The organism is Halorhodospira halochloris (assembly GCF_002356555.2).
GTDB lineage: Bacteria > Pseudomonadota > Gammaproteobacteria > Nitrococcales > Halorhodospiraceae > Halorhodospira > Halorhodospira halochloris.
Genome location: NZ_AP017372.2, coordinates 1048812 through 1073093, shown reverse-complemented (window position 1 = coordinate 1073093; position 24282 = coordinate 1048812). Strand labels below are relative to the sequence as shown.

The 24282-nt window shown below is 57.1% G+C and carries 23 protein-coding genes and 2 tRNA genes; 17 read left to right on the top strand and 8 right to left on the bottom strand.

Features of this window, described 5'->3' with window-relative positions:
• The first annotated feature begins 182 nt into the window (after window positions 1–182).
• A complete protein-coding gene (locus tag HH1059_RS04975; RefSeq protein WP_096408960.1) occupies window positions 183–539 on the top strand; it encodes a PA2779 family protein in 357 nt (118 codons plus the stop codon).
• Between the two features lie 45 nt (window positions 540–584).
• A complete protein-coding gene (locus HH1059_RS04970; protein WP_096408958.1) occupies window positions 585–1553 on the top strand; it encodes a PA2778 family cysteine peptidase in 969 nt (322 codons plus the stop codon).
• A gap of 199 nt (window positions 1554–1752) precedes the next feature.
• Here HH1059_RS04970 and HH1059_RS04965 read toward each other — a convergent pair.
• Window positions 1753–1828, bottom strand: a tRNA-Thr gene (locus HH1059_RS04965).
• Between the two features lie 141 nt (window positions 1829–1969).
• Between HH1059_RS04965 and HH1059_RS04960 the strand changes: the two genes are divergently transcribed.
• Window positions 1970–2422 carry a type IV pilus modification PilV family protein gene (locus HH1059_RS04960; protein WP_096408957.1) on the top strand — a complete coding sequence of 151 codons (453 nt, stop codon included), beginning with the start codon at window positions 1970–1972 and terminating at the stop codon, window positions 2420–2422.
• Window positions 2419–3381: a PilW family protein gene (locus HH1059_RS04955; protein WP_096408955.1), complete on the top strand. Its 963-nt coding sequence runs from the start codon at window positions 2419–2421 to the stop codon at window positions 3379–3381. Before HH1059_RS04960 ends, HH1059_RS04955 begins: the two co-directional genes overlap by 4 nt.
• A gap of 16 nt (window positions 3382–3397) precedes the next feature.
• Here HH1059_RS04955 and HH1059_RS13930 read toward each other — a convergent pair whose 3' ends face one another.
• The gene (locus HH1059_RS13930; protein ID WP_275951811.1) at window positions 3398–3526 is read right to left on the bottom strand and encodes a hypothetical protein; all 129 of its coding nucleotides are present in this window, start codon (window positions 3524–3526) and stop codon (window positions 3398–3400) included.
• 703 nt (window positions 3527–4229) lie between these two features.
• Here HH1059_RS13930 and HH1059_RS04945 point away from each other — a divergent pair.
• Complete coding sequence (locus tag HH1059_RS04945; protein WP_162549367.1) at window positions 4230–4640, top strand: type IV pilin protein; 411 nt, start codon at window positions 4230–4232, stop codon at window positions 4638–4640.
• A complete protein-coding gene (locus tag HH1059_RS04940) occupies window positions 4628–5170 on the top strand; it encodes a GspH/FimT family pseudopilin (RefSeq protein WP_096408950.1) in 543 nt (180 codons plus the stop codon). The genes HH1059_RS04945 and HH1059_RS04940 overlap by 13 nt, the downstream gene beginning before the upstream one ends.
• Window positions 5171–5455: 285 nt before the next feature.
• On the opposite strand, the gene HH1059_RS04935 is transcribed toward HH1059_RS04940, so the two are convergent.
• Window positions 5456–7093 carry an alpha/beta hydrolase gene (locus tag HH1059_RS04935; protein WP_096408949.1) on the bottom strand — a complete coding sequence of 546 codons (1638 nt, stop codon included), beginning with the start codon at window positions 7091–7093 and terminating at the stop codon, window positions 5456–5458.
• A gap of 107 nt (window positions 7094–7200) precedes the next feature.
• On the opposite strand from HH1059_RS04935, the gene HH1059_RS04930 reads away from it, so the two are divergent.
• On the top strand, window positions 7201–8001 hold the full coding sequence (locus HH1059_RS04930) for a response regulator transcription factor (RefSeq protein WP_096408947.1): 801 nt from the start codon (window positions 7201–7203) through the stop codon (window positions 7999–8001).
• A gap of 70 nt (window positions 8002–8071) precedes the next feature.
• Here the strand turns inward: HH1059_RS04930 and HH1059_RS04925 are convergent, their stop codons facing one another.
• Window positions 8072–8557 (bottom strand): flagellar basal body-associated FliL family protein, encoded by a 486-nt coding sequence (locus HH1059_RS04925; RefSeq protein ID WP_096408945.1) that lies wholly within the window; start codon window positions 8555–8557, stop codon window positions 8072–8074.
• Here HH1059_RS04925 and HH1059_RS04920 point away from each other — a divergent pair.
• Complete coding sequence (locus HH1059_RS04920) at window positions 8550–8942, top strand: DUF167 domain-containing protein (protein ID WP_231902027.1); 393 nt, start codon at window positions 8550–8552, stop codon at window positions 8940–8942. The genes HH1059_RS04925 and HH1059_RS04920 overlap by 8 nt on opposite strands.
• A gap of 91 nt (window positions 8943–9033) precedes the next feature.
• On the opposite strand, the gene HH1059_RS04915 is transcribed toward HH1059_RS04920, so the two are convergent.
• Together HH1059_RS04915 and ispB are read right to left on the bottom strand one after the other, a co-directional pair.
• Window positions 9034–9110 (bottom strand) — tRNA-Pro (locus tag HH1059_RS04915).
• A gap of 82 nt (window positions 9111–9192) precedes the next feature.
• Window positions 9193–10164, bottom strand: coding sequence for an octaprenyl diphosphate synthase (ispB, locus tag HH1059_RS04910; RefSeq protein WP_096408942.1), 972 nt, complete (start codon window positions 10162–10164; stop codon window positions 9193–9195).
• A gap of 365 nt (window positions 10165–10529) precedes the next feature.
• On the opposite strand from ispB, the gene HH1059_RS04905 reads away from it, so the two are divergent.
• Window positions 10530–12191: a BCCT family transporter gene (locus HH1059_RS04905; protein WP_096408941.1), complete on the top strand. Its 1662-nt coding sequence runs from the start codon at window positions 10530–10532 to the stop codon at window positions 12189–12191.
• Between the two features lie 153 nt (window positions 12192–12344).
• Here HH1059_RS04905 and HH1059_RS04900 read toward each other — a convergent pair whose 3' ends face one another.
• Window positions 12345–13685, bottom strand: coding sequence for a DUF3422 family protein (locus tag HH1059_RS04900; RefSeq protein ID WP_096408939.1), 1341 nt, complete (start codon window positions 13683–13685; stop codon window positions 12345–12347).
• 274 nt (window positions 13686–13959) lie between these two features.
• Here HH1059_RS04900 and cobU point away from each other — a divergent pair, with 274 nt between their 5' ends.
• The 8 genes from cobU to HH1059_RS04860 all read left to right on the top strand — a co-directional run bounded on the left by cobU (window position 13960) and on the right by HH1059_RS04860 (window position 21488).
• On the top strand, window positions 13960–14538 hold the full coding sequence (gene cobU / locus HH1059_RS04895; protein WP_096410341.1) for a bifunctional adenosylcobinamide kinase/adenosylcobinamide-phosphate guanylyltransferase: 579 nt from the start codon (window positions 13960–13962) through the stop codon (window positions 14536–14538).
• A 1-nt stretch (window position 14539) separates the two neighbouring features.
• Window positions 14540–15634, top strand: a complete 1095-nt coding sequence (gene cobT, locus HH1059_RS04890; RefSeq protein ID WP_096408938.1) for a nicotinate-nucleotide--dimethylbenzimidazole phosphoribosyltransferase — start codon at window positions 14540–14542, stop codon at window positions 15632–15634.
• Window positions 15631–16260 (top strand): histidine phosphatase family protein, encoded by a 630-nt coding sequence (locus HH1059_RS04885; RefSeq protein ID WP_096408936.1) that lies wholly within the window; start codon window positions 15631–15633, stop codon window positions 16258–16260. Before cobT ends, HH1059_RS04885 begins: the two co-directional genes overlap by 4 nt.
• Window positions 16261–16282: 22 nt before the next feature.
• On the top strand, window positions 16283–17038 hold the full coding sequence (locus tag HH1059_RS04880) for an adenosylcobinamide-GDP ribazoletransferase (RefSeq protein ID WP_096408934.1): 756 nt from the start codon (window positions 16283–16285) through the stop codon (window positions 17036–17038).
• Between the two features lie 73 nt (window positions 17039–17111).
• Window positions 17112–18053, top strand: coding sequence for an adenosylcobinamide-phosphate synthase CbiB (gene cbiB, locus HH1059_RS04875; protein ID WP_096408933.1), 942 nt, complete (start codon window positions 17112–17114; stop codon window positions 18051–18053).
• Window positions 18054–18081: 28 nt separating this feature from the next.
• Entirely contained in the window at window positions 18082–19113 is a 1032-nt protein-coding gene (gene cobD, locus HH1059_RS04870; RefSeq protein ID WP_207148172.1) for a threonine-phosphate decarboxylase CobD, read from the top strand.
• Window positions 19114–19375: 262 nt separating this feature from the next.
• Window positions 19376–20356, top strand: a complete 981-nt coding sequence (locus HH1059_RS04865) for a Gfo/Idh/MocA family protein (protein WP_096408930.1) — start codon at window positions 19376–19378, stop codon at window positions 20354–20356.
• Window positions 20357–20387: 31 nt separating this feature from the next.
• Window positions 20388–21488: a DegT/DnrJ/EryC1/StrS family aminotransferase gene (locus HH1059_RS04860; protein ID WP_096408928.1), complete on the top strand. Its 1101-nt coding sequence runs from the start codon at window positions 20388–20390 to the stop codon at window positions 21486–21488.
• A gap of 39 nt (window positions 21489–21527) precedes the next feature.
• On the opposite strand, the gene HH1059_RS04855 is transcribed toward HH1059_RS04860, so the two are convergent.
• Window positions 21528–24278: a cation-transporting P-type ATPase gene (locus tag HH1059_RS04855; RefSeq protein ID WP_096408927.1), complete on the bottom strand. Its 2751-nt coding sequence runs from the start codon at window positions 24276–24278 to the stop codon at window positions 21528–21530.
• Window positions 24279–24282 lie beyond the last annotated feature (4 nt).

The following is a 24282-nucleotide window of genomic DNA, read 5'->3' as shown; positions in this document are numbered from 1 at the left end:
TTTACGGCGCCATCCACGCCGGGGCAGCTGAGTGGCCCCGGGGAGTTTTTAGAGGCTCCTTGTGGCAGACTGGTGCAGTGTGTGTCGCTGATTGTCCAGGTTTCGTTTACTATGTTTGTCGGGGTGCCGCTAGCCCCCACCGGGGCCCGAACCTTCTTGCATGCCACTAGAGGATAACGGTAATGAAACGCTTCACTGTACGCAGCCTTATCGTCCTAATAAGTTTGACCCTAGCCATTGGTATGATTCCAGCCACTGCGCTCGCCGGCGTTGTCGGGACCAGTGAGGTCGTCCATGAAAACCAAGCCTCTGCCGACCGCGCCTACCTGCAGCAGGCACTTGAACGTGAAGAGATGCAAGATCTTTTAGCCGCTCAAGGAGTTGATCTTGCAGAAGCAGAGAAGCGAGTTGCCGCGCTCAGCGATGAGGAGGTTAGGGAGCTAGTTGAGCGGATGGATCAGCAGCCGATAGGTGCTGGCGTGAGCGTAGGGGCTACCACCATACTGCTGGTTATAATCATTTGGCTGCTTGTGCGTTAAGCAAGAGCTGATAAATTGCCTTACATTCCGCCTCGGACTGCTCTAATGGCACCGTGGCGTTGGCTACTACAGCGAGCAACGCTTTCTGTAGCAGTGCTTGTCTTGGCTGGGTGCGCTGGCAAGCCCTTAGAGTATCCGGGCCTTGCCGACAGGGAAGATCTGGAGATCCCACAAGCCGTTGAACTCACCGGGACTCCGTTCTTCCCCGACGACTCTTACTACTGCGGACCCGCAGCGCTGGCTACACTGCTCGTTGCTAGCGGGGTGGAAACTACCGACACCGAGATCGTAGAGCGGGTCTATTTGCCAGAAAGTCAGGGCTCTTTGCAGAAAGAGCTACTCGGCGCTGCCCGCCGGGCCGATCGCATACCGTATCAAATTGAGCCGCACCTTAAGGATCTCTTGTCCGAAGTCCAGCACGGCAACCCGGTTTTGGTGTTACAAAACCTTGCTTTAGAGCGTCTACCCGTATGGCACTACGCGGTTGTTGTCGGCTATGACCTTGATGAGCAAGAGATCACACTGCGCTCAGAAGAGCAAAAGCGCCAAACTCTCTCGATGCGCAGATTTGAGCGCACTTGGCAGCGTGCCGACCGATGGGCCATTGTCATCCCCGAACCGGGGCAGATCCCGGCGAGCGCCACTGCTGATAACTGGGTAGCTGCGGTCGCTGAGTTGGAGAGGCAGCAACGCTGGGAGGCAGCTAAAGCGGGCTATCGGGCAGCGCAAGAGCGTTGGCCCCAGCACTCAACAGCCTGGTTTGGCTTAGGCAACGTCTACTACGCTAATAGCGATTACCGCTCTGCAGCAAAGGCCTATCAACAGGCCATTGAGCATGATGAAGATTTCGCCGCTGCTTGGCACAACCTAGCCTGGGCATTGCTGCGTCAAGGCAAGGTGGAAGGAGCTCTTGAGGCGGCACAGCGCAGCGAGCACCTAGCTCCCGAGCATCCACGCTACGGCTCTGTCAGCGAGACCATCCGCAACGCTGCAGAAGAGGCAGATGTGCTGTGAAACCGTTTCCCCCGGGTTCGTAAGCTTTCCGCTCCTGTTTTACCCATCTGACGACTCAAAAGGGCTTATCACTGCCTTACTATAGCACTTAACCGTAACCCTGCTATATCGAAGCTTGAGTCGAGAGACATTAGTCTCTTAACACGCCTTTTATGATGCCAACTCTGAGCTCTTAAGGATTTTTAGGCCGTACTGGAGATGGTGCCGGCGAGAGGACTTGAACCTCCGACCTGCCGATTACGAATCGGCTGCTCTACCAACTGAGCTACACCGGCTTGGAATGAAAGACTACGCTCAACTCTGTGAGCAATTTTATACCAAACACCCGCTCTATCCAAGAAGGCAAAGCGCTTGTCTTTGTCCAGACAATCGGCTATGCTCGCGCAAAGTCAATGGATTGACTCGGTGAGGACAGGATGTCTACTGCAAGATCAAGATCTATAGCCCCGCTCTCGCGTGGCTTCTCCCTGGTGGAGTCACTCGTTGCACTGGGGCTGCTCGCCTCCGTTGCTGTCGCCATCAGCCAACAGCTCAACGCCTCCATAACCCAAGCCCATCAATCCGCCCTGCACCACCGTGCGGTTTTAGCGGCAGAAGAGATCACTTCACTGGCTATGCTCCTGAATGCTCAAGGCGACTCGGCAGCCGTCAATACCAGTGGCTGGCAAGGCGGCGATTGCACCCAACATGAAACACTATCCTCCCAGCCAACTATAAGCACATCGGCTTGGCTTAACGAATTAAGCTGCTCTCTACCCGGCTCAAAGGCAAACGTGACCAGCTCCACACAGCAGCTAACCGTAAGGGTTCGCTGGCGTCGTGATGCTAATGCAGAGCACCGTGAAATCGCCCTGGGGCAAGCTCTGTGAGAAGATCACCTCAAGGCAGTAGCGATAATTATAAGAGCGGCACAAGATCGCCGGCAGTGATCCGCCAAAGAGGTACCAGCATAGCCGAATTACTCGTAGCACTGGCCATTGGGTCGGTAGTAAGCTTAGCCGCCGTCCAACTGCACAGCAATTCAATCCGTGCTGCGGTAACTATTGATCAGTTTGAACTGCTCGCCGATAAAGCTCGCATCCTCCAGCGCATCCTCCACAGCGAGATTGCCGGCGCCGGTATGGCACCCTGCGGAGCCACTACTCCTGTCCACGACTGGACAGGAGGCGAGCAAGAGCGCGCGGCTTGCAGCCTACCCGCCAACGGCGGTCTGGAGATGAACAACGGCACCCTCTCAGTAAGCCGCTTTGAACCCAGCCCTGAGTACGCCGACCTTAGCTATCAGCAGATCATAAGCGGCGAGCTAGGCGTCGCATTACAACTTAGCGGCTCGCCATCAACCCTGCCCGAGATTAATGAATACTTGCTGATAGGCGATTGCACACTGCTACATAGGGTGCGCTCAAATGGTGGTAGCGGCTCATTTCTGTCGATTTCCGGCCAAGATCTCGACCCGACGCAATTGCCGGAATCTGGCTGGATATGGCGAGTAAGCGCGATCAGCGGTATACCGGGAACAACCTCTGAGGTGATTGATCCCCGTTTACACCAAACCGCGATCGGTCGCAGAGTTTCCCCTGGCGGTGCTGATGGGGTAGCAGTACTTACCATTGACGACGATCCCGCTCTGCGCGGTTTAACCGAACTCTACTTCAGTTTCTCCAGCTGCGAGAACCCCAGTCAATTTATGCATGCCAATGATATCAATGATTGGCAATCGGTTTGCGCAGTGCGCGCCTCGACAATCTTGTCAGCGAGCGGCCCATCAACCGCAGATCAACTCGACTGGCCCCTGACTATAACAATCCCAGTGCAAGGAAGACTGTGAAAAAATCAGCCACCAATCAAGAACAGCGCACACCTCGACACTGCCCGAGGGTGCCTCTAAAAACCTCCTCGGCGCCATTATCTGCCCCGGTGCGGAGGTCTTGGCGCCAGGGATGGCGCCATGAAGCCTCCAGGGATGGATTCACGGCTTCCTCCACACCGTGGCAGATAATGGCGCCGGGGAGGTTTTTAGAGGTTCCCACGAAGTATAGGCGGTTATCGGAATTGCCTCCAGGGCTCGCCCAAGGCAACGCCCAAGAACAAGGCTTCGCCATAATCAGCGTAATGGCCATCCTCGGGATATTGGCCGCACTATCCTGGAGCCTAATAGTGCCCGCCAACATGCAGCAGAGGGCAGCTCTAGCCAGTGAATGCCAGCTTAAAGCGGAAACGGCAGCACGGCAGATAATCAACCAAGCCAAGTCCAGCATCAAAGATGGAACGGTAACATGCGATGCTTTTGGAGAGGGCCTAAATCCTGCCGATTACAGCTGCACTTCGGCAAATACGTGCTACCTTGTAGAATGCTTCTTTGGCTACAGGCAGATTACCGCGATCAGCCACGGTTGCGCCCAAAGAACAGCTGTGATTCAACTAGGCGTAATAGGGCTAGCTGATCAAGCTGAGTTTAGGTGGTGGCGATAGTGCACCTCTATATGCTCCTGCGGAGCCACTCAACTGTCCCGGCGTGGAGGTCTTGGCGCCGGGGATGGCGCCAAGAAGCCTCCAGGGACGGATTCACAGCGCCCTCCACACCGGGGCAGTTGAGTGGCTCTGGCGGGTGTTTTTAGAGGTTCCCGATGGACCTTTTGCTGGCATCTGACCATTTATATTCAGGGAGTACTTTCATTGATAACGCAAAACAAGACTAATCGCGGGTTCACGCTAGTAGAAGTGCTTATTGTTGTTGGCATCGTAGCGATACTAGCTGCTATAGCCTACCCCTTTTACGCTCAATACCAGATGCGCTCCGAACGCAGCGATGCCACTGGAGCCCTACTGGCTACTTGGAATGAGCTTGAGCGCTGCTTCGTTAGTGAACTAGATTTCACTGCGTGTAACGACGTCGTTCCCGAGCAATCCCCCAAAGGAAAATACTCAATAAGCGCTGACCTTGAAGAGGCGGCATTCAAGCTATACGCACAACCCACGGAAGGCGGATCGCAGGAGGCGGACGACGAGTGCCAGGAATTTACACTAGACCATCATGGTCAGCGCAGCAGTTCACCGGGGGAAATAAAAAGCTGTTGGGGCTGGTAGATAGGGGGTTTACCCTGCCTGAACTAATGATGGTTATTGCCATCATCGGGTTGCTGATAGCACTTGCTGCGCCGCAATGGAGTGCCACCCGCAGTGAACTCAGCGCCTGGATGTGGCAACGCGAGCTAAGTGGCGGTCTAGAGCGCGCCCGAGCTCACTCGATCAGCTATGCTGCACCAGTCTCCCTATGCGGCGGCACACCTACACACGGCTGCAGCGCTGAACAATGGAGCAGCGGTTGGATTGCATTCGAGGATCCACAAGCAGAACGCAGCTGCAGTGGCGTTGACAGCAGCGGAAACTGCGAAGGCCACGGCGGCAAAGTGCTCGAGATAGGCAGAGGCGTCACTGACAACTTAGAAGTGTCCGGCAACCACAATGTCCGCCACGGGGTACACTACTCGCCGGATAATTGGGGCGTCGCCCCCGGTACTTTCAAGGTCTGCCGAGGCGAACAACACTTAGGCAGCATCATAATCTCGCGCTCTGGACGGGTACGCCGTGCCGCAGGCAATGACGAAGGCTGTTAACCACCACCCTCTATTAAGGACCCTCTAAAACTCTCTCTGGATACACTAAACTGCCCCGGTGTGGAGGACACCGTTAATCCGTTCATGGAGGTCGCCTCTAAAAGCATTTCCGGAGCCATATCTGCGCCAGTGTGGAGGTCTTGGCGCCAGGGATGGCGCCATGAAGCCTCCAGGGATGGATTAACGGCGCCCTCCAAACTGGCGCAGATATGGCCCCATGGCTCCAGGAATGCTTTTAGAGGTTCCCATTAAGCGCTATACCTATTAATCATTTAGACAGCTAACTCAGTCCTTGCCCTGCTGTGAGCGGAATTTATCCTTTAGGCGATCGATGTCCTCCTCACTCCAATCCTGCGGCTCGGTGAGCTTAAGCCACGCATCAATATAGTGCTCAGCGGCATAATTGTGGCCATAACCAATGGGCGCGCTGCCGGCGGCCATATCAGCGGCAAGCTGTAGCATCGTGACTATCGGGTACCAGCGCAGCACCGGGGCTACATCCGGGCCGCGCGGGCCGCTCATCCATGCCGGTTCACGGTAAAATGACTCCGGCTCAAAAAAGGTGACCGGATCACTGGCATACTGCAGATAACCTATCCGGAAAGGCCCCCATGGTTCATCAGGCTTATCAAAGCCCTGCTCTTGGTTCATAAAGCGGACTACGTGGCCATCCCTAAACACCGGCAACCAGGCCGGAGAATCAGGCGTCCGCCGCTCGGTTATCCTCTGCCATGTCTCACTACGAAATGGCGGACCACTCCAGAGTGCTCCCTGGAATGGATCGTGGATGATGTCATAAAAATCGAATGACCGGTCTGAGTTAAGCGCCCCAAGACTCAGCCCATGGAGAAAGAGATCGGGGCGGCTATCGGCATCAAGCTCAGTCCAATATCCGTATATTTCCTCAAACAGGGCCCGCGCCGTCTCAACTCCATAATCCTCCTCTACCCATAGCGATAGCGGACTGGGCAGATAAGAGTATTGGGCGGTTACAGTAGCGATATCACCTCGGTGCAGATACTCGACCGGATCGGCAGCAGCTGGATCGACCCACCCCGTACCGGTTGGAGTAACCAGCAGCAGAATCGAGCGTTCAAAGGCATTTACCCTCTTCAACTCCTCTAGCGCGAGACGGGCGCGCTGCTCAGGGGTCTCTGCTGCGTTAAGGCCGATATAGACCCGGATCGGCTCAGGCTTCTCCGAACCATGAAATGCACTTATCTGGGCAGCCGTTGGCCCCGAGGAGATAAAACTCCTACCCTGCCTACCCAAATCCTGCCAATCTACCAATGATTGAGGACTGCCCGCCTTTTCCGGATCAGTCGGTCGCTCATGATCATCCTCGATAAGCGCATCAATCTGCTGATAGGAGCTATCCGCGGCCCGCAGGGCCAGGGTAAAGATCACCCCATCTATAACCGCCCAGAACAGCCCTAGTGCGGCTAAAACACCAAAAACATTTGATATCCGCCGCGGCACAATAACCTGCAGCTTCTCGGAGAGGAATCTGAAGGTACCCCGAAACAGCCGCGCCAGGGTCAACAACAGGGCAAAAACGAGAAAGGCAACAACGGCTACGCCCAAGGGCTGCACAGCGACAGACTCTTCCATGCCCATCAAGGCGCGGATTGATCCCTGCCACTCGGAGGCACGCCACATAAAGAAGACCACCACCAAGGCGCAAACGACCGCCGAGATAATCCACATAATGCGGGCAACACGCACTCTAGGGGCAGGTAACTCTAAGTAGTACCACAGCCACTGCGCTATCGCTCCCAACGCATAACCTGCCGTTACCGACAACCCGGAGATCACCCCTTGGACGGCAAACGGTCGCGGCAGCAGACTTGGCGTTAAGGAAAACGCAAAGAACAGCGTGCCGAGTAATATCCCAACAATAGAAAGTGGCCTTACCCACCGCATGCATGCATACTCCGAGTTGTGGTCGACCTCCGGACTCTATTTGCCTTTAGCGTTGTTTATCGCATACTCTGCGGATTGAACAAAAGGCCTGAGCCCAAGGGGAAAAAATGCTCAACAAGATCACCGCCGCCGAACTAACCGCCCTCTTGATTGAACCATCTGACGTGCAGCGGCGCATACTGACCCAGAGTTTACAAGATGCGGGGCTTTCACGCCTCGAATCGACGAACTCCCTTGCCCATGCACGAGAGTTAGTTGAGCAGAGGCAGCCTGATCTGATTATCAGCGCGATGTACCTGCCGGACGGCACCGCCGAGGACTTTCTGCTTGAGCTGCGCAACAATCCGGACACGCATGATCAAGCCTTTATGCTCGTCTCAAGTGTTCGTGACCGCCAACGCCTGGAGACCCTCCGCCAATCTGGTGTCAATGCCATCCTTCCCAAGCCCTTCTCAGCAGAAGATCTTGATCGGGCTGTCCGCAGCAGCATTGACATATTAAGCGAGGAAGAGCTCGAGTTGGAGTACTTCGACATCACTGCGCTGCGTATCCTGCTTGTCGATGACAGCCGCCTAGCCCGAAATTATATCCGCCGTGTACTGGAGTCTATCGGTGCTGAATATTTCATTGAAGCAACCAATGGTAATGAGGCGGTAAAGGTGCTCCATGAAACCCCAATAGACCTAGTTGTCACCGACTACAACATGCCGGAAATGGATGGCCGCGAACTAACCAACTATATCCGCGAAAACGCTGCCTTTGTCCATCTGCCAATACTAATGATTAGCTCAACCGATGACCAGGCGAGCCTCAGCGCGGTTACCCAGGCCGGGGTTGACGCCATATGCGATAAGCCATTCTCGCCCGAGACAGCGCGTCAGACACTATGCAGGCTGCTCGGCGAATGAAGCACGGGGCAAGGTTCCAACGCCAGTAGTCTCCTCAGCCGTTGAGAAAAGGCCAGTCTGATTATGGAGACTATTTCTCGGCTACAACCGCCGAGTCTACTTCCAGTTGCAGAGATAGAAACTGCACAGCCTCGACACGGGCCGGCTCACCCTCGGCCATAAGGGCATCATTGGTTAAGCGAAGTATGTCTGCCACCAGGCGACGCCTCCCTTCGCTGCCGACAAACTCTTCCGGGCTGCGCTGGGCCAGGCCCTCGGCGATCTCAGAGTGCAGCTTATCCATATTGCGCCTAACCGCGTATATGGTCGGATCGTGCCGTGTAATCAGCTCAAAACTCAGGCTTATACTAGCCTCTTCCCAGCCGTGATCAGCGCCTACCTCTACATCCCGCTCTATAGTAATGAAGCGCGGCGAACCGGCGATGGCATCATAGCCAATGTGCTGCCATGCCGGCGGCACATAGACTCCAGCCACCAGCACACCCATCGTGCCGGCAAGCGCTGCACTTACCAGCGCGACTATAAATAGATAGGATATGAGCAGTTTGTTGACCAAGGCGGCAACCTCCTGCCGCTTTCCGTTTCTGTTAACTTTAAGCTATCTCGACACAAACCACAAACCAAACAATCAGATGCCCGATCAACAGCAGAAAAAATGGTGGCAATGGCGCAACCAAACGCTAGTGTTGCGGTTAAAGCTACAACCTAGATCTTCCCAAGAGAAGTTAGGAGACCCTTGGAACGGACTTCTTAAAGTCTATATCAACGCGCCACCGGTAGGCGGTGCGGCCAACGACCGCTTAGTGCGCCTCATAGCAAAGCACTGCGGCGTACCCAAATCGAACATAAGAATTACTAACGGCGTCAAGAGCAAGGAGAAGACGGTCGAGGTTGAGGCCCCGCGCAAACTACCGCCGCCCCTAGATGTATGTGCAGCCTAATCGGGTTGCGCAAAAACGCACCGCTGACACGACCCGCCCGCAAAGGAGGACATCGGATGGGACAAAAAAAGGAGTGGGGTATTGAGGTTGATGGTCGGGGTGGCAGGATTTGAACCTGCGGCCCCTGCCTCCCGAAGGCAGTGCTCTACCAAACTGAGCTACACCCCGATTGAAACTTTGCGTCCACCGAACTACCCGGCAGATGCCCTAACTATATCCAGGCCTGCTGGCAGTGCGCTTTCTTAAGCCTCTAAGTAGTCCGCGAAACCGAACCCCGCGCCAACTCGACCAGCGCCTGCCGCCACTGACTCTCAGGTAGACTAGCCTGAAGGCCGGCCACCGCCTCAGCGACCTCTGCCTCAGCAAGTTGCCTAGTGTATTCTGCTGACCCGGTTTTTTCAATAGCCCGACCGACCTCTTCCATCCGCTCGAGACCGCCTGACTCGATAGCCCGACGAATCAATTCGCGATCCCGCTCCTCACCAACTCGCATGGCATGGAGCAGCGGCATAGTGGTCTTGCCCTCAGCCAAATCATCACCGATGTTCTTGCCAATCTCAACCGCATCGCCACTATAATCAAGGGCATCATCAACGAGTTGATATGCAGTCCCGAGGTGGCGGCCAAAATCCCCCAAGGCTGCACAACTTCTTTCGTCCAGCCCGGCAAGTATCCCACCACATTGGCAACCGGCCTCGAAAAGGGTAGCCGTCTTACGGTAGATGACCTGCCGATAATCCTCCTCGCTTATATCTGGCTCGTGGACATTCATCAACTGCATCACCTCGCCCCGAGCAATGGTATTGGTTGCCTTAGCCATAACTTGCAGAACCGGCATCGAATTCAGTTCTACCATCATCTCGAAGGCGCGGGTGTAGAGGAAATCACCCACCAGCACGCTAGCCTCATTGCCCCAAATGGTATGAGCGGTCTGCTTGCCACGGCGCATCTGTGAACCATCGACGACATCATCGTGGAGCAGCGTTGCCGTATGAATAAACTCCACCACAGCCGCCAGTTGGGTATGCTTCCGGCCACTATAACCGCTAGCACGAGCAGCAAGCAGGGTAACCAAAGGGCGCAGCCGCTTTCCTCCACTGTGGACTATGTAGTGGCCAAGTTGATTGATGAGCACGACATCAGAGGCGAGGCGCTCCTCGACTAGATTGTTAACAGCCGCCATGTCATCAGCGGCGAGCTCTCGAATAGCATCAAGATTCATTTGCAGGACCGGGCCTTTGTGTGGGCAGAAAGAATCCTAGGTAGGCCCAGGCCAGCTGTCAAGCGCAGCTTACCCTTGGGGGCATATCTGATAAGCTAGCGCGTCCGGCTGAGTGGACTTGCCAATACATCTATTATATTTTCAGCAACCATCACTGCAAATGGGAATTTCTCAAAACTTCCCCCGGAGCCACTCAACTGCCCCGGCGTGGAGGTCTTGGCGCCGGAGATGGCGCCGTGAAACCTCCAGGGATGGATCCACGGCGTCCCCGTATGGGGGCTAGCTGGCAATACTTTTCAGAAGGTTAGTAATAGCCGATGTCTAGAGAGTGCAAATGTAACAGCGTCAGCAGGAGGCTTTGTTAGATGCAAAACGTCGCCACTCGCGGCTTCTTCAAGGGCATGAGCCCCCGCGTAACGGCCGTATCTACCGTAGTCATCGCAGCATCCGCGCTCGCCGGCGCAATCTACCCAGAGCAACTCGAAGAGTTGGTGACCGGCTTTCGGGAATCCCTCACCCCCTTTCTGCAATGGTACTACGTAATAATCGTCGCTGCCTTTCTGTTGCTGGTTATCTGGCTAGGGGTCGGCCGCTACAAAAACGTCCGCCTGGGCCAAGACCATGAAGTTCCGGAATTTCGTACTTTCTCCTGGCTGACCATGCTCTTTGCTGCCGGCATGGGAGTAGGATTGATCTTCTGGGCCGTAGCAGAGCCGATCTCCCACTTCGACAGCAACCCCTTCCTGCTACCCGGTGATGACCCCTCCGAGGCAGCCAATACCGCCTTGCGCCTAGCCTACTTCCACTGGGGGTTTAATGGCTGGGCGGTCTTCTCGCTAGTAGCTTTGATCCTAGCCTATTTCAGCTTCCGCCGCGGCCTACCGCTAACCATGCGCTCTGCCTTCTATCCGCTGATAGGCAGAAACATCCACGGGCGCTGGGGCGATGCGATCGACATCCTGGCCGTCTTTGCAACCGTCTTCGGTATAGCAACTACCCTCGGCCTGGGCATCCAGCAGCTCAATGCCGGGCTTGATGAATTGCTCGGCATAGGCATTGAAGCCCACTGGCAGATCATCATTGGGGCCACGGTAATGGCCATTGCCACCATTTCGGTCCTCTTCGGGGTCGCCTCAGGAGTGCGCCTGGTAAGCGAAGCAAACTTCTGGATGAGCAGTGCGATTCTGCTCTTTTTCTTGCTTTGGGGGCCCACTAACTATCTGTTGGCCTTGATCGTTCAATCAACCGGTGACTACCTACAGAGCCTCTTTAACCTGTCTTTTTACACCCACGCCAACGCCCCGGGGGCCGACTGGCAAGCCGAGTGGACACTGTTCTATTGGGGGTGGTGGATAGCTTGGGCGCCGTTTGTCGGCATATTCATTGCGCGCATCTCCCGCGGGCGCAAGTTGCGTGATTTCGTCATGGGCGTGCTGATGGTCCCCACCGGCATAACTATAGTCTGGATAGGTTTGTTCGGCGGCAACGCGATCTATATTGAACTGTTCGGCAGCGGCGGGATCGTCGAGGCAACCCAAAGGGATGTGACCACTGCCGTCTACCGCACTATAGAATTGATGGACGCCGGGCGGGTAGCAACCGGGGCCTCAATCCTCATCACCGTACTTATCGGTACCTACCTGATAACCTCCGCCAACGCCGGCATTCTGGTCACCCAGACCCTACTCTCCAACGGTTCCACAGATATATCACGGACCCACACGGTGATCTGGGGCACGGTCATTGCTCTAGTAACGGTTGTGCTGCTTACAGCCGGTGGGCTGGCAACCCTACAAGGGGCGGTAATAGCCGCTGCCCTGCCCTTCTCATTCATCATCCTCGGCATGATCGTAGGGCTAATCCGCGCCCTGGAAGATGAACGCTTCGCCGCCGAACCGGGTGAGCGTGCAACACCACCAATGGAACCCTGGGCGCAGGCCGAGACCGAGTGGACGGTTGAAGGCTCGGCAAGCGAAGAGACTGAAACGGCAACAGATCAAGAGACGGATCAGTATCAGGAGCAGTAGAAGAAGTAGCAGCCACAGAAACTCTGAAAACCGCAATTAAACTCGCCACTAACCCTCTGCGCTTGGAGGGCGCCGTAACCCACCCCTGGTGGTTTAACGGCGCCCTCCACAGCGGTCAACTAAGCCTAAATCCACACCTTCAGCGCTTACCACTCATTTAGCCTGCTTGCGCGCAATCCTATGCCGGACAATACGAATGACCGCCCAGATAAAGAGCACCACAACCGGGACGAGCAGACCCTGATAGATCTCTACTCGCGGCAGGTAACCAGCGTCATGCCCGGCCTTGAGCACATAGCTGATAAGCCCCATCAGGTAGTAACTGATTGCCGCGACAGAGAGCCCCTCTACCGTCTCCTGGAGACGGAACTGCATATCCGCGCGCCTATTCATTGAATCAAGCAGGTCGCGGTTCTGCGCCTCAAGAGCCACATCCACCCTGGTGCGCAACAAATCGCCAGTGCGGGTAATGCGCCGCGATAGTGATTCCAGCCGCTCGGAGACCGTCTCGCAGGTGCGCATCGCCGGCACCATGCGCCGCTCCATGAACTCCTGGATAGTCTGCACCCCCTGCACCCGCTGTTCACGCAGTTCGTGAATGCGCCGCTGAACCAACTCGTTATAAGCCTTGGCGGCGTGAAAGCGGTAATTTGTGTTATTGCCTATCCCCTCAATCCGGGCGGCGAGTTCAGTGAGCCTGCCGAGCAGGCCTTGCTCATCACTGACCGAGGAGTTCTCATCCTGGGTCATGTGCTCAGTGATCCAGGCCAGCTGCTCTTCAAGATCATTGATCTCGGGGTTGAGCTGCCGCGCGACCGGAAAGGCGAGCAGCGCCATCATGCGGTATGTCTCTATTTCCAGGATACGTTGCACAGCTCGTCCAGCCTGGCGATTGCGCAAGCTCACATCTCGCATTAGCACCCGGGTAAAACCGTCATCTTGAATCCGGAAATCACTCCAGACCCGCGCAGCGCCACCGGTGATATGGCTACCGACTATCGGGTTATCATCGAATATGTGCTGTATGTCGCTAGTCGAACGCGGCTGTGCCCAGGCCGGCTCAAGGGTCAAGTGGACCCCCACTAAGCGTGGACCAGGCAACGAATAGAGCCAGTCGAGCGGGACCCGATCGAGGGGCGGATCGGCGAACAACTCATCAAAATCTTCCTCAACAAAGAAGGTATAGGTAGACAGCTCGGTCCTGCGCTCCCACTTAAGACGAAAGTCGCCAAAATCGGCAGACAGGTGCTGAGCACCGGGTTGGGGCGGCTCGACCCCATACCGCCGGCATAGGTCAGCGACCGCTTGACGATCAAGCTCTCCCCCGCGCCTACCCGAGAGCATCCCGAGATGGCTTACCTTTACCGGGGTATTGAGCGCCTCATGAGGCCTAGCGTGAACCTCATCGTTGACCTCTTGGCGGAGCGGATGATCGTTAAAGGCACCGAAAATTGTCTCTACCTGGTGCTCAGGTGGGGGATGAATAAGTGACATTAGCTATAACTTTTTATTCTGCTGCTGGCTGTTTCGATTCAGTATACGCAGGATATGTTATCCTTGCCCGCCTAATCTAGGGCAAGTTTCCCCAGGGGGTGCCTCTAAAACTTCGCCGGCGCCACCATCCGCCCCGGTGTGGAGGTCTTGGCGCCAGGAATAGCGCCATGAAGCCTCCAGGGATGGATTCACGGCGTCCTCCACACCGGGGCAGATGGTGGCGCCGGCGAATTTTTTAGAGGTTCCTCAGGGCAATTATCTAAGAACTCAGCGAATGCGTGAACTTATCCTCGGCGGCGTCCGCTCGGGCAAAAGCCGCTATGCCGAACAACTAGCTACCCAGAGCGATCAGCAGGTAGTCTACATAGCCACCGCCTACGCCGACGGTGATAGCGAAATGGCCCAGCGCATAGCCGCGCACCGCGAGCGTCGGCCGCCCCATTGGCAGACCGTCGAAGCGCCGCTCGAGCTACCTGAGGCGATAACCGAGCATTGCAGCGCGGGAACAACGGTCCTTGTCGACTGCCTCACGCTATGGCTGAGTAACCTGCTTAGCGGCCCCGATATGGCTAATATAGACCATGCACAGATTGTTGACGGGACATGCTGCCCACCACCCACCGCCATCCAAAGGCGCATCGATGCACTTGTGCAGGCAACCGAACAGTCCCGCGGAATGCTTCTGCTAGTCAGCAACGAGACCGGCTTCGGTGTTATGCCGATCAACGCCTTGGCCCGACGTTTTTGCGACGAAGCCGGTGCGCTTCACCAGGCATTGGCCAAACGCTGCGAACGAGTAACCCTCATGGTCGCGGGAATGCCACTAAAAGTAAAAGAACCCCCAGGAGAGTAGTGTGGAGAACAGCCCCCAGCAGCCCAATTGGCTTCAAGAGAGCCCCGCTCAACCTAGCCTTACCCACCGCGAGCGCGCCTTAGAACACCAGGATCAGCTAACCAAACCGCCTGGGTCACTCGGCGAGTTGGAGGCGCTAGCCGTTCAGCTAGCGGCGATTCAGAACAGCCACAACCCCGCTGCAGAGCCGGCACATATCGCCCTTTTCGCCGCAGATCACGGTATAACCGCAGAGGGCGTCTCCCCCATAGACCCTGTTGTTACTCAACAGATGATGACCAACTTCGTCAATGGCGGCGCCGCCATCTCGGTAATGGCCCGTGAACTAGGCTGTGAGCTTGAGGTCATCGACGTCGGCAGCCGTTGGCCGGGCGAACTCCCGCAGCCTATACTTGATCGGCGCATTGCCCCGGGCACCGCCAACATGCGCCGCGAAGCAGCGATGAGCCCTGAGCAATTCCTGGCCGCACTAGAGGCTGGCCGCGAGGCGGCCGAACGGGCCCAGCAAAGTGGCGTTAAGCTCTTCATAGCTGGCGAAATGGGGATTGGCAACACCTCAGCAGCTGCCGCCCTAGCCGCAGCTCTCCTCGAGGCACCAGCAGCCGGACTTGTCGGCCCGGGGACAGGCTTGCAAGGTCCCGCACTACGGCATAAGGAAGAGGTTATTGAGGCTGCCCTCAGTTTTCACCGCCACGAACTTGGCAGCCCTGGAGCCCTTGCCAACCCCTGGGAAGCCGGTCGCCGGGTGGGGGGACTGGAGATTTGCGCCATGGCCGGCGCCTACCTGCGCTGCGCACAGTTAGGCATAGCGGTCCTGCTCGACGGTTATATAAGCGGCTCTGCAGCGCTGCTCGCTGAACGCCTCGCCCCCGGGACCAAAGAGAACATGCTGCTGGGCCACTGTTCTGCTGAACCAGGCCATAGACGAGTAGTCAGCGCCCTCGGCCTCTCGCCCATACTCTCCTTAGGCATGCGCCTAGGAGAAGGCAGCGGTGCTGCCACAGCCCTACCGTTACTGCGCATGGCCTGTGCTATCCACAACAATATGGCGACCTTCGCTCAGGCCGGAGTGACTCAAGGAGATAACCACCAGTGAGAGCACCGACCCAAGCAGATGAGCTGTGGATCGACCTGATCCGCCACGGCGAGCCGCAAGGCGGGCGGCTTTACCGCGGCACCCAGGATGATCCGCTTAGCGAGCGCGGCTGGCATCAGCTACACAACGCCCCGCTCGAGGCAGAGTCATACACCGCCATATACACTTCGCCGCTTCGCCGTTGCCGCGAGTTCGCCGAATCTTATGGCGCCGCACACCAGTTGCCAGTCACCTGCGAGGAAGGGTTCAAAGAGATCGGCTTCGGTGACTGGGAAGGCCTCTCACCGGCTCAACTCGCCGAGCAGGACCCCCAGGGACAGGCGAATTTCTGGGCCGATCCGCTCACATATACCCCGCCAAACGCCGAGCCAATGGTCGATTTTCAGGCCCGGGTCATTGCCGCCTGGGATAAGATCGCAGCTAGCTGCCGCGGTGAGCATCTGCTTATTGTCGGCCACGGCGGCTTGATCAGGGTTGTGCTCGCCCATCTGCTCAGCATCCCGATCCAGGGGTTCAACCGTCTCTACGTCCCGTACGCATCGGTATCTAGGGTCCGTGTCGACCCCCATGCCGAGCCAACGCTCTATTTCCACAATCGTGCCAACGCCTGGCAAGGCGAGAGATAGACTAGCAAACAGGAAAAAGACAATGCCCTGGCTCCGCCCCTTTCTCATTGCCCTGACTTTTTTGACCCGTCTACCGGCACCAGCGCCTACCCCGGTCGATGAACATGAGAGCGGCGCATCCCTGGTCGCCTATCCACTGGTGGGAGCGGTTATCGGTGCAATCTTGGTGCTCTTGGCTCTGCTCACCACCCCCCTTCCCAACCTCCTGCAGGCCTGCATAATTGTCGCTGCCTGGATAATAATCACTGGGGCGCTGCACATCGACGGCCTGGCTGACTCAGCTGATGCCTGGATAGGCGGGCTCGGCAGTCGTACTCAAACCCTCGCCATCATGAAAGACCCGGCCTGCGGGCCGGCGGCGGTAACTGCCATAGTAATGGTTGTGGCAATCAAGATTGCCGCGGTGATGGCAATCATTGAGGCAGCAGCTCTACTATTGCTGTTGCTGGCCCCGATTGTAGCTCGCGCCGGGTTGGTAGTACTGCTTATGACAACCCCGTACGTGCGCAGCGGTGGTATCGGCGAAAGTCTATCGCTCTATGCCCCACCGCTCCAGGCCCTCGGCAGCGCCGCGCTGATAACCTTCATTATTGCGTTGTTCAACGGCTGGGCCGGCATCGTCGGTGTCATAGCCGGGTCCCTGATGCTGGCCCTCGCGCAACACTCAATGGTCAGGCGCATCGGCGGCACCACCGGAGACACTGCCGGTGCCAGCGTAGAACTTACCGAGACAGCAGCGCTGGCTGCAGCTGCGACACTAGTAGCATCGAGCTGGTGATAGTAAGTCTGGCTTCGCTAGTCCACTTAAAAGGTTTGCATAAAAGGATTATGCCGCCTGAGGATCGCCCGGCATGAGCAGCGCGTTGCTACTAATAACTGCCTGGCTGTTGGATGGCATAATCGCTGAACCGCGCCGCGGCCACCCACTATGCCAGTTTGGCAACCTCGCCGAAGAGCTCGAGCAGCGCCTCAATCAGCCTCACCTCTCGCCCAAGCGCCGCCGCCTGCTAGGCGCCAGCGCCCTAGTCATGCTGACCATTCCAGCCGTGCTGCTAACAGCCTGGTTAAGCAGCATGGCGTACGGTTGGCTGCTGGAGCTGCTAATCTTGTTCCTGTGCCTGGGCGCCCATAGCCTGCGTGAACACGCGCTTGCCGTGGTTAGAGCACTCCGCCAAGCGCGGCATGACAACGACCTTGGCCCAGCACGAGCAGCGGTAAGCTGCTTAGTAAGCCGTGACACTAACTCTCTGGGGCGCGAGGGAGTAGCTGCTGCGACCACCGAATCGGTTCTGGAAAACGGCAACGATGCCCTGTTTGCTACCCTTTTCTGGTTCGCCATAGCCGGTGCCCCCGGGGCTCTTCTCCACCGCCTGGTCAACACCCTTGACGCCATGTGGGGTTATCGCGATCAGCGCTTTGCCGATTTCGGCTGGGCTGCAGCGCGCACCGACGACCTGCTCGGCTGGTTACCAGCTCGGCTAACCGCACTAACCTATGCCCTGCTCGGTGGCCGGCCTCTAACCACCCTGCGCCAAGCACGCCGCCAGGCACGTCACTGGCCGGGCATCAATCCTGGCATTGTGCTAGCCTGTGGCGCTCTGGCTCTGCGCATCCGACTCGGCGGCCCCACTCCCTACCCGGCAGGGGAGCGGCTCCGGCCCTGGCTAGGGGTTAGCTCTCGTGGTGCTGATGAGGCCAGCATCCAGGCCGCATGGCGACTATTACGCCACGGCGCCTGGCTCTGGCTCGGGGCGATCCTCAGCCTGGCCATAGCCAGCCTCTACATATATTAAGGGCAGATATTTTCACAAGGTTAAATCTTTGTCATCACTAGAACACGGCGGCAACCTAACTCAGGCGACCATTGAGTACGGCGAACCTCCCCAGGGCTGGATAGACCTATCCACCGGGATAAACCCTAACCATTATCCACTACCTACCCAGACATTAACGCACAGCCAGATATGGCAACGATTACCCGAGCCGGATCAGCTCGAGGCGACCGCCGCCGAGTACTACGCCTGCCCTCACCTGACCCCCGTACCCGGCAGCCAGGCGGCGATATCACTGCTGCCGGCATTACGCAGCAGATCCAGGGTTGCCATAGCCGAGCCTGAATATGCTGAGCACAGCCGAGCGTGGCAAAGCTGGGGACACGAGATCCGGCGCATAACCGCACAGCAGATAGAGAGTGGCCCCCAGGCAGGCACTGACTGGGAGGTGCTAGTACTGAGCAACCCCAACAATCCTACTGGCAGGCTCTACGACCCCGAACTGCTAGTAACCTGGCATAAGTGGCTACAACGCAATTCAGGCTGGTTAATAGTTGATGAGGCCTTCGCCGACTGCTACCCGGAATTCAGCCTGAGCAGACAGGCTGGCAAGCAAGATAGACAAGGACTTATTGTGCTGCGCTCACTAGGCAAGTTCTTCGGCCTGGCAGGGGCGCGAGTCGGCTTCCTGCTCGGCCCGCAGCAGATCCGTAACCGCCTAGCCGAGCTGCTTGGGCCGTGGCCACTGAGCGGGGCATCACGCCAACTGGGCATCGCAGCACTGGCCGACACCGCTTGGCAGCAGCAACAACGGCTCGAACTTGGCGCAGCCGCCGATCGGCTAGCCGCAGCCCTGGATAAGGCGGGCCTCAAGGTAGCTGGTAAAACGAGCCTTTACTGCTGGATAGAGACAGGGTCAGCGCGGCAGATTCAGAAGACCTTGGCTGAAGGCGGGATCTGGGTCAGGGCTTTTGATAACCCGCCCGGACTGCGTTTTGGCTTGCCCGGCAGTGAGGCCGATTGGCAAAGGCTACTAAGTAATTTACCGGGGGCCTTTAAACACTCCCCCGGAGCCATTTAGCTGCCCCGGTGTGGAGGACGCCGTGAATCCATCCCTGGAGGCTTCATGGCGCCATCCCTGGCGCCAAGACCTCCACACCGGGGCAGCTAAATGGCTCCGGGGGAGTTTTAGAGGCACCGCCAGGGCAACTAATTGGCTTGGAGGGAGTTTCTGAGGTTGCTAAAGGGCTTAATTCAATGGCCAATAAAAGCTGTAACAATGCTAAAATCCTCGATCATTTATTTAACGGCTCAATCAACCCACACCAAACGCCAGAGGCCTCATGGCAGCAACTACTAAATCTGAAACTCCCAATGTAGCAGTAATTGGCGTCGGCGGCTGGGGCCGGAACCTCGCGCGCAATCTTAACCAACTTGGCGCTTTATGCGCGATTGCTGATTCCGATCAGCTCAACCTCGCCCCTCTCGCCGCTGAGCTGTCCAAGGTTGATACCCATGCCGACTACCAGGAAGCCCTAAAAGATACGAGCATTGATGCGGTAGTTATAGCCACCCCGGTGCCTACCCACTATGATATCGCCCGCGCTGCCATCGAGGCCGGCAAGGATGTCTTTGTCGAAAAGCCCATAACCCTCGAGGCATCAGAGGCTTGGAAGCTTGTCGCTCTTGCCGAGCAGCACCAGAGCCTGCTCATGGTCGGCCATCTGCTGCTCTTCCAGCCTGCTATACCTTGGCTACGCGACTACCTTGCCGAGGGCAATATCGGTACGGTCCACAGCATTCACCAAAAACGCCTCGGCCTAGGCAGAGCGCGCAGCCATGAGAACGCCCTGTGGTGCTTAGGGTCGCACGACATTGCCGTCCAGCGTTTACTCTTCCCGGAGCGGACCATCGAGCAGATTACAGCCCACGGCCAAGCCATCCTCCAAGCAGGCATAGAGGATGATTGCCACCTAAATATCTCCTATTCAGGAGGCCTCGAGAGCCACCTGCACTGCTCCTGGTTGTGGCCAAACCGCGACCGCGCACTGATGATTATCGGCAGTGACGGGATAATCGAATACGACGAGATCGAGCAGGTAATAACCCTGCACCGTAAGGGCATAGATGACGCCCTAGTCAATATAGATAACGGCAGCGAAACTATTCAGCGTGGCCACGATCAGCCGCTAAGACTGGAGATGGAGCATTTTATCGCCTGCATCCAAAGACGCGAAGAGTGCCTCTGTGACGGACGCTTTGGTGCTGAGGTGGTAGATATTATGGCAAAGGCAGGCGAGCAGCTAAAAAGCAAACAAAACTAATAATAGAGCTGGTAAAATCAGGAGCAACAACGTGCAGATCCCCGCTTATAACCCACGCCCACAGTATGAATTGCTGCGCGAGCAGATTGAGTCCGCAGCCACAGAACTTCTCGCCTCCGGGGCCTATGTGCTTGGCCCTACTGTAGAGAAATTCGAGCGATCCGTCGCCGAGCATCTTGGCTGTCGCCACGCTATCGGCGTTAATAGCGGCACTGATGCACTGTTCATTGCTCTGCTCGCCGCCGGTATCGGCCGCGGGGACGAGGTGGTGACCTCACCATTTACCTTTTTTGCCACTGCCGAAGCTATCAGCCTTACCGGCGCCACCCCGCGCTTTGCCGACATAGACCCGGCAACCTTCAACGTTACCGCTAAAACCCTGGAAGCGGCCTGTACTGATAAGACCAAAGCATTACTCCCAGTGCATATATTCGGCCAGGGGGCCGACATGGCGGAAATCAACGCCCTAGCCGAACAACGAGGGCTGCGCGTCATTGAAGACGTAGCTCAGGCCTTCGGGGCTTACCAAGGTGAAAAGCGGCTCGGCAGTCTCGGCGATGCGGGAGCCCATTCGTTCTACCCGACCAAGAATCTCGGCGGCTTCGGCGATGGCGGTATGATAACCACCAACAATGATGATATCGCCGAACAGTGCCGGCTACTGCGCCTGCACGGCTCCAGCAAGCGCGACCACCACGACCTGATAGGCTTAAACTCACGACTCGACGCCATGCAAGCGGCACTTCTCCAGGTCAAGCTCCCTCAGGTGGATAACTGGAACAACGAACGCAAACAGATAGCGGCCACTTATAATGAGCACTTAGCCGATGTTGAAGAGATCACCTGCCCCAAGGTCTCAGAGCACGGCGACCACGTCTATCATCAGTACACTGTGCGCATCGCCAACGGCAAGCGTGACTCGGTGCAAAAGGCCTTAGCCGAACAGGGCATCGGCTCAATGGTCTATTACAGCGTCCCAGTTCACAAACAGCCGGTCTACTCCGCGCTCAAGTACCAGTGCCCGGTCGCTGAGCAAGTCTGTGCTGAGGTCCTGAGTCTGCCTATGTGGCCTGGAATGGGGCAGGAAAACGCCTCGCGTGTGGCCGAGACGGTACGCGCAAGCGTTTCCTGACATTCCAGCTGAGATATTACTAGCCGGAACCTTGCCTTATTAAGCCTGCCGCGCCTCTGCTTTGCCCTGCCAGCGCGGCAGGTTCCTTACCACAGTCTTCTCTATCTCAACAATAACGAATACCAGCAGCCCGAACACCAACACCCGTGACCACTCCTCAAGACCCAGCGGGGCGGTACCAAACAGGGTGTGCATAAATGGTGCGTAGGTAAAGGTGAGCTGCAGCACGATCAACACCCCGACAGCTATCCACATCGCCCTAGTCTTGAGCAGCTCACCATTGCACCAGACCGGCTCGTAGATCAGGCGCAGATTGAACAGATAGAACGCCTGCCCGGCCACCAAGGTATTAAGGGCGACGGTACGGGCCAATTCATCGCTAACACCTACTACCTCTTCCATCCACACGAAGTGACCGAAAGTCCCCAGCCAAAGCAGTATGGCGACAAACGGAATCCGCCAGAGCATAAAACCAGATAACAAGGCCGCTGATGGATCACGCGGCGGGCGCTGCATCACCCCAGGTTCACTAGGTTCAAAGGCCAGGGCCATGGCCAAGGTCACCGAGGTGACCATATTTACCCACAGCACCTGCACCGGGGTTAAGGGCAAGGCCAACCCCATAAGTATCGCCATCATGATGGTCAAAGACTGCCCGGCGTTGGTTGGCAGCATGTGCAGGATAGCCTTACGGATATTATCGTATACAGTCCGCCCCTCTTCGACGGCATGGGCGATCGAGGCAAAGTTATCGTCGGCCAGCACCATCTCCGAGGCCTCTTTAGCAGCCTCAGTACCCTTCTTGCCCATGGCCACGCCGACATCGGCGCGCTTCAGGGCCGGTGCATCGTTGACCCCATCACCGGTCATCGCCGTTATTCTGCCTTCGGCCTGTAGCGCCTCGACCAGACGCAACTTATGTTCCGGAGTAGTGCGGGCAAAGATGTCAGTCTCCCAGGCCACGCGCCGCAGCTCTTGCTGCCCGATAGCATCAATATCGTGGCCAGAAATCGCCTTATCGCAATTGATACCGAGCTTACTGCCGATCGCCCGCGCCGTGGCCAAGTGATCACCGGTGATCATCTTGACCCTGATCCCAGCACTCCGCGAGCTCGCAACCGCCGCTACAGCCTCGTCACGGGGAGGGTCGATAATCCCCAAAACGGCAAGCAGGGAAAAACCGCCCTGCTCTACACTCTGATAGGTCAGCTCATGGACCGGCTCATCAAACTTGCGCACTGCTATCGCCAGCAACCGCTCACCGCGGTTGGCGATCTGCTCCATGGCCTGTTCCCAATAAGCCTTCTGCAGCGGTTGCTCACCATCCTCTGTCTGTTCGCTCGAGCAAAGCTCCAGAACTCGTTCCGGGCTACCCTTGAGGAAGATGCCGTGCCAACCTTGATGGTCGCAGTGCAGGGTGGCCATATATTTATGGTCCGACTCGAACGGTATCACATCCTTGCGCGGGCGCTTCTCCTGCTCCACATGCGGGTCGTAACCGGCCTTGCGAGCGAGCACAATCAGCGATCCTTCGGTCGGGTCACCGGCTAGAGTCCACTGTCCATCACGCATGAGATGCTGCGCATCATTACAAAGCAACCCGCCCACTAAGGCTTGGGATAGCACCGTTGAACTATCCGGGCTGACTTGCTCATTGTGCTCAGTGAAACCACCGTGGGGGTCGTAACCTACCCCCTCGACCTCGACCCAGCGCTCGCGGCTGACCACGGTCGAGACGGTCATCTCGTTACGGGTCAGTGTGCCGGTCTTATCCGAACAGACCGTTGAGACCGACCCTAGGGTCTCAACCGCAGGCAACTTACGCACTATGGCGTTGCGCCGAGCCATCTTCTGCACGCCGATGGCCAAGGCAATGGTCAATATCGCCGGCAACCCTTCGGGGATGGTGGAGACTGCCAAGCTGGCGGCGGCCAGGAACATCTCATCGAGCGGATAATCCCTTATCCAGAAGCCGAAGGCAAATGTAGCAGCAGAAATGATGATTATGATCAGCGCCAACCAACGACCGAACTGCTCGGTCTGTCGCACCAGCGGTGTGCTCAGGCTGTGCACCTCGCCAAGCATCTCGGAGATCTTGCCGACCTCCGTATTCATGCCTGTTGCGACTACCGTGCCGTAGGCCCGACCGAAGGTTACCAGCGTCCCGGAGTAGGCCATTGAGCAGCGATCGCCCAGCGCTGCATCCTCACTTACCGACACTGTGTCCTTCTCACTAGGCACCGACTCGCCGGTAAGCACGGCCTCATCTATGCGCAGGTTCTTCGTCTCAAACAGGCGCAGATCGGCTGGCACCTTATCCCCTGCCTGGAGCATAACCACATCACCGGGGACAATCTGTTCCGCCGCCAGCTCAAGGCGCTCGCCGTTGCGCAAAACCACTGCCTGGGGCGAGAGCATCTGACGAATGGCGTCAAGCGCCTTTTCGGCCTTGCCCTCCTGCAAAAAACCGATGATGGTATTGATCAGCACCACCGCCAGGATCACCCCGGTATCTACCCAGTGACCAAGCAGGGCAGTACCGATAGCAGCTACAATCAGGATATAGATCAGGATGTTGTGGAAGTGGCGCAGGAACCGGACCACCGCCCCCGAGCGCTCGGGTGGGCGCAACCGGTTGAGCCCATACTCGCCCAGACGTTGCTCGGCCTGCTCCTGGCTTATGCCCCGCCGTGAACTATTGAGTTGCTGCGTGACCCGGTCAGCATCGAGACTATGCCAAGCGCTGCCTTGTTCATCTAATCCGCTGTTAGATCCCTCACCGTCAGCCATGACC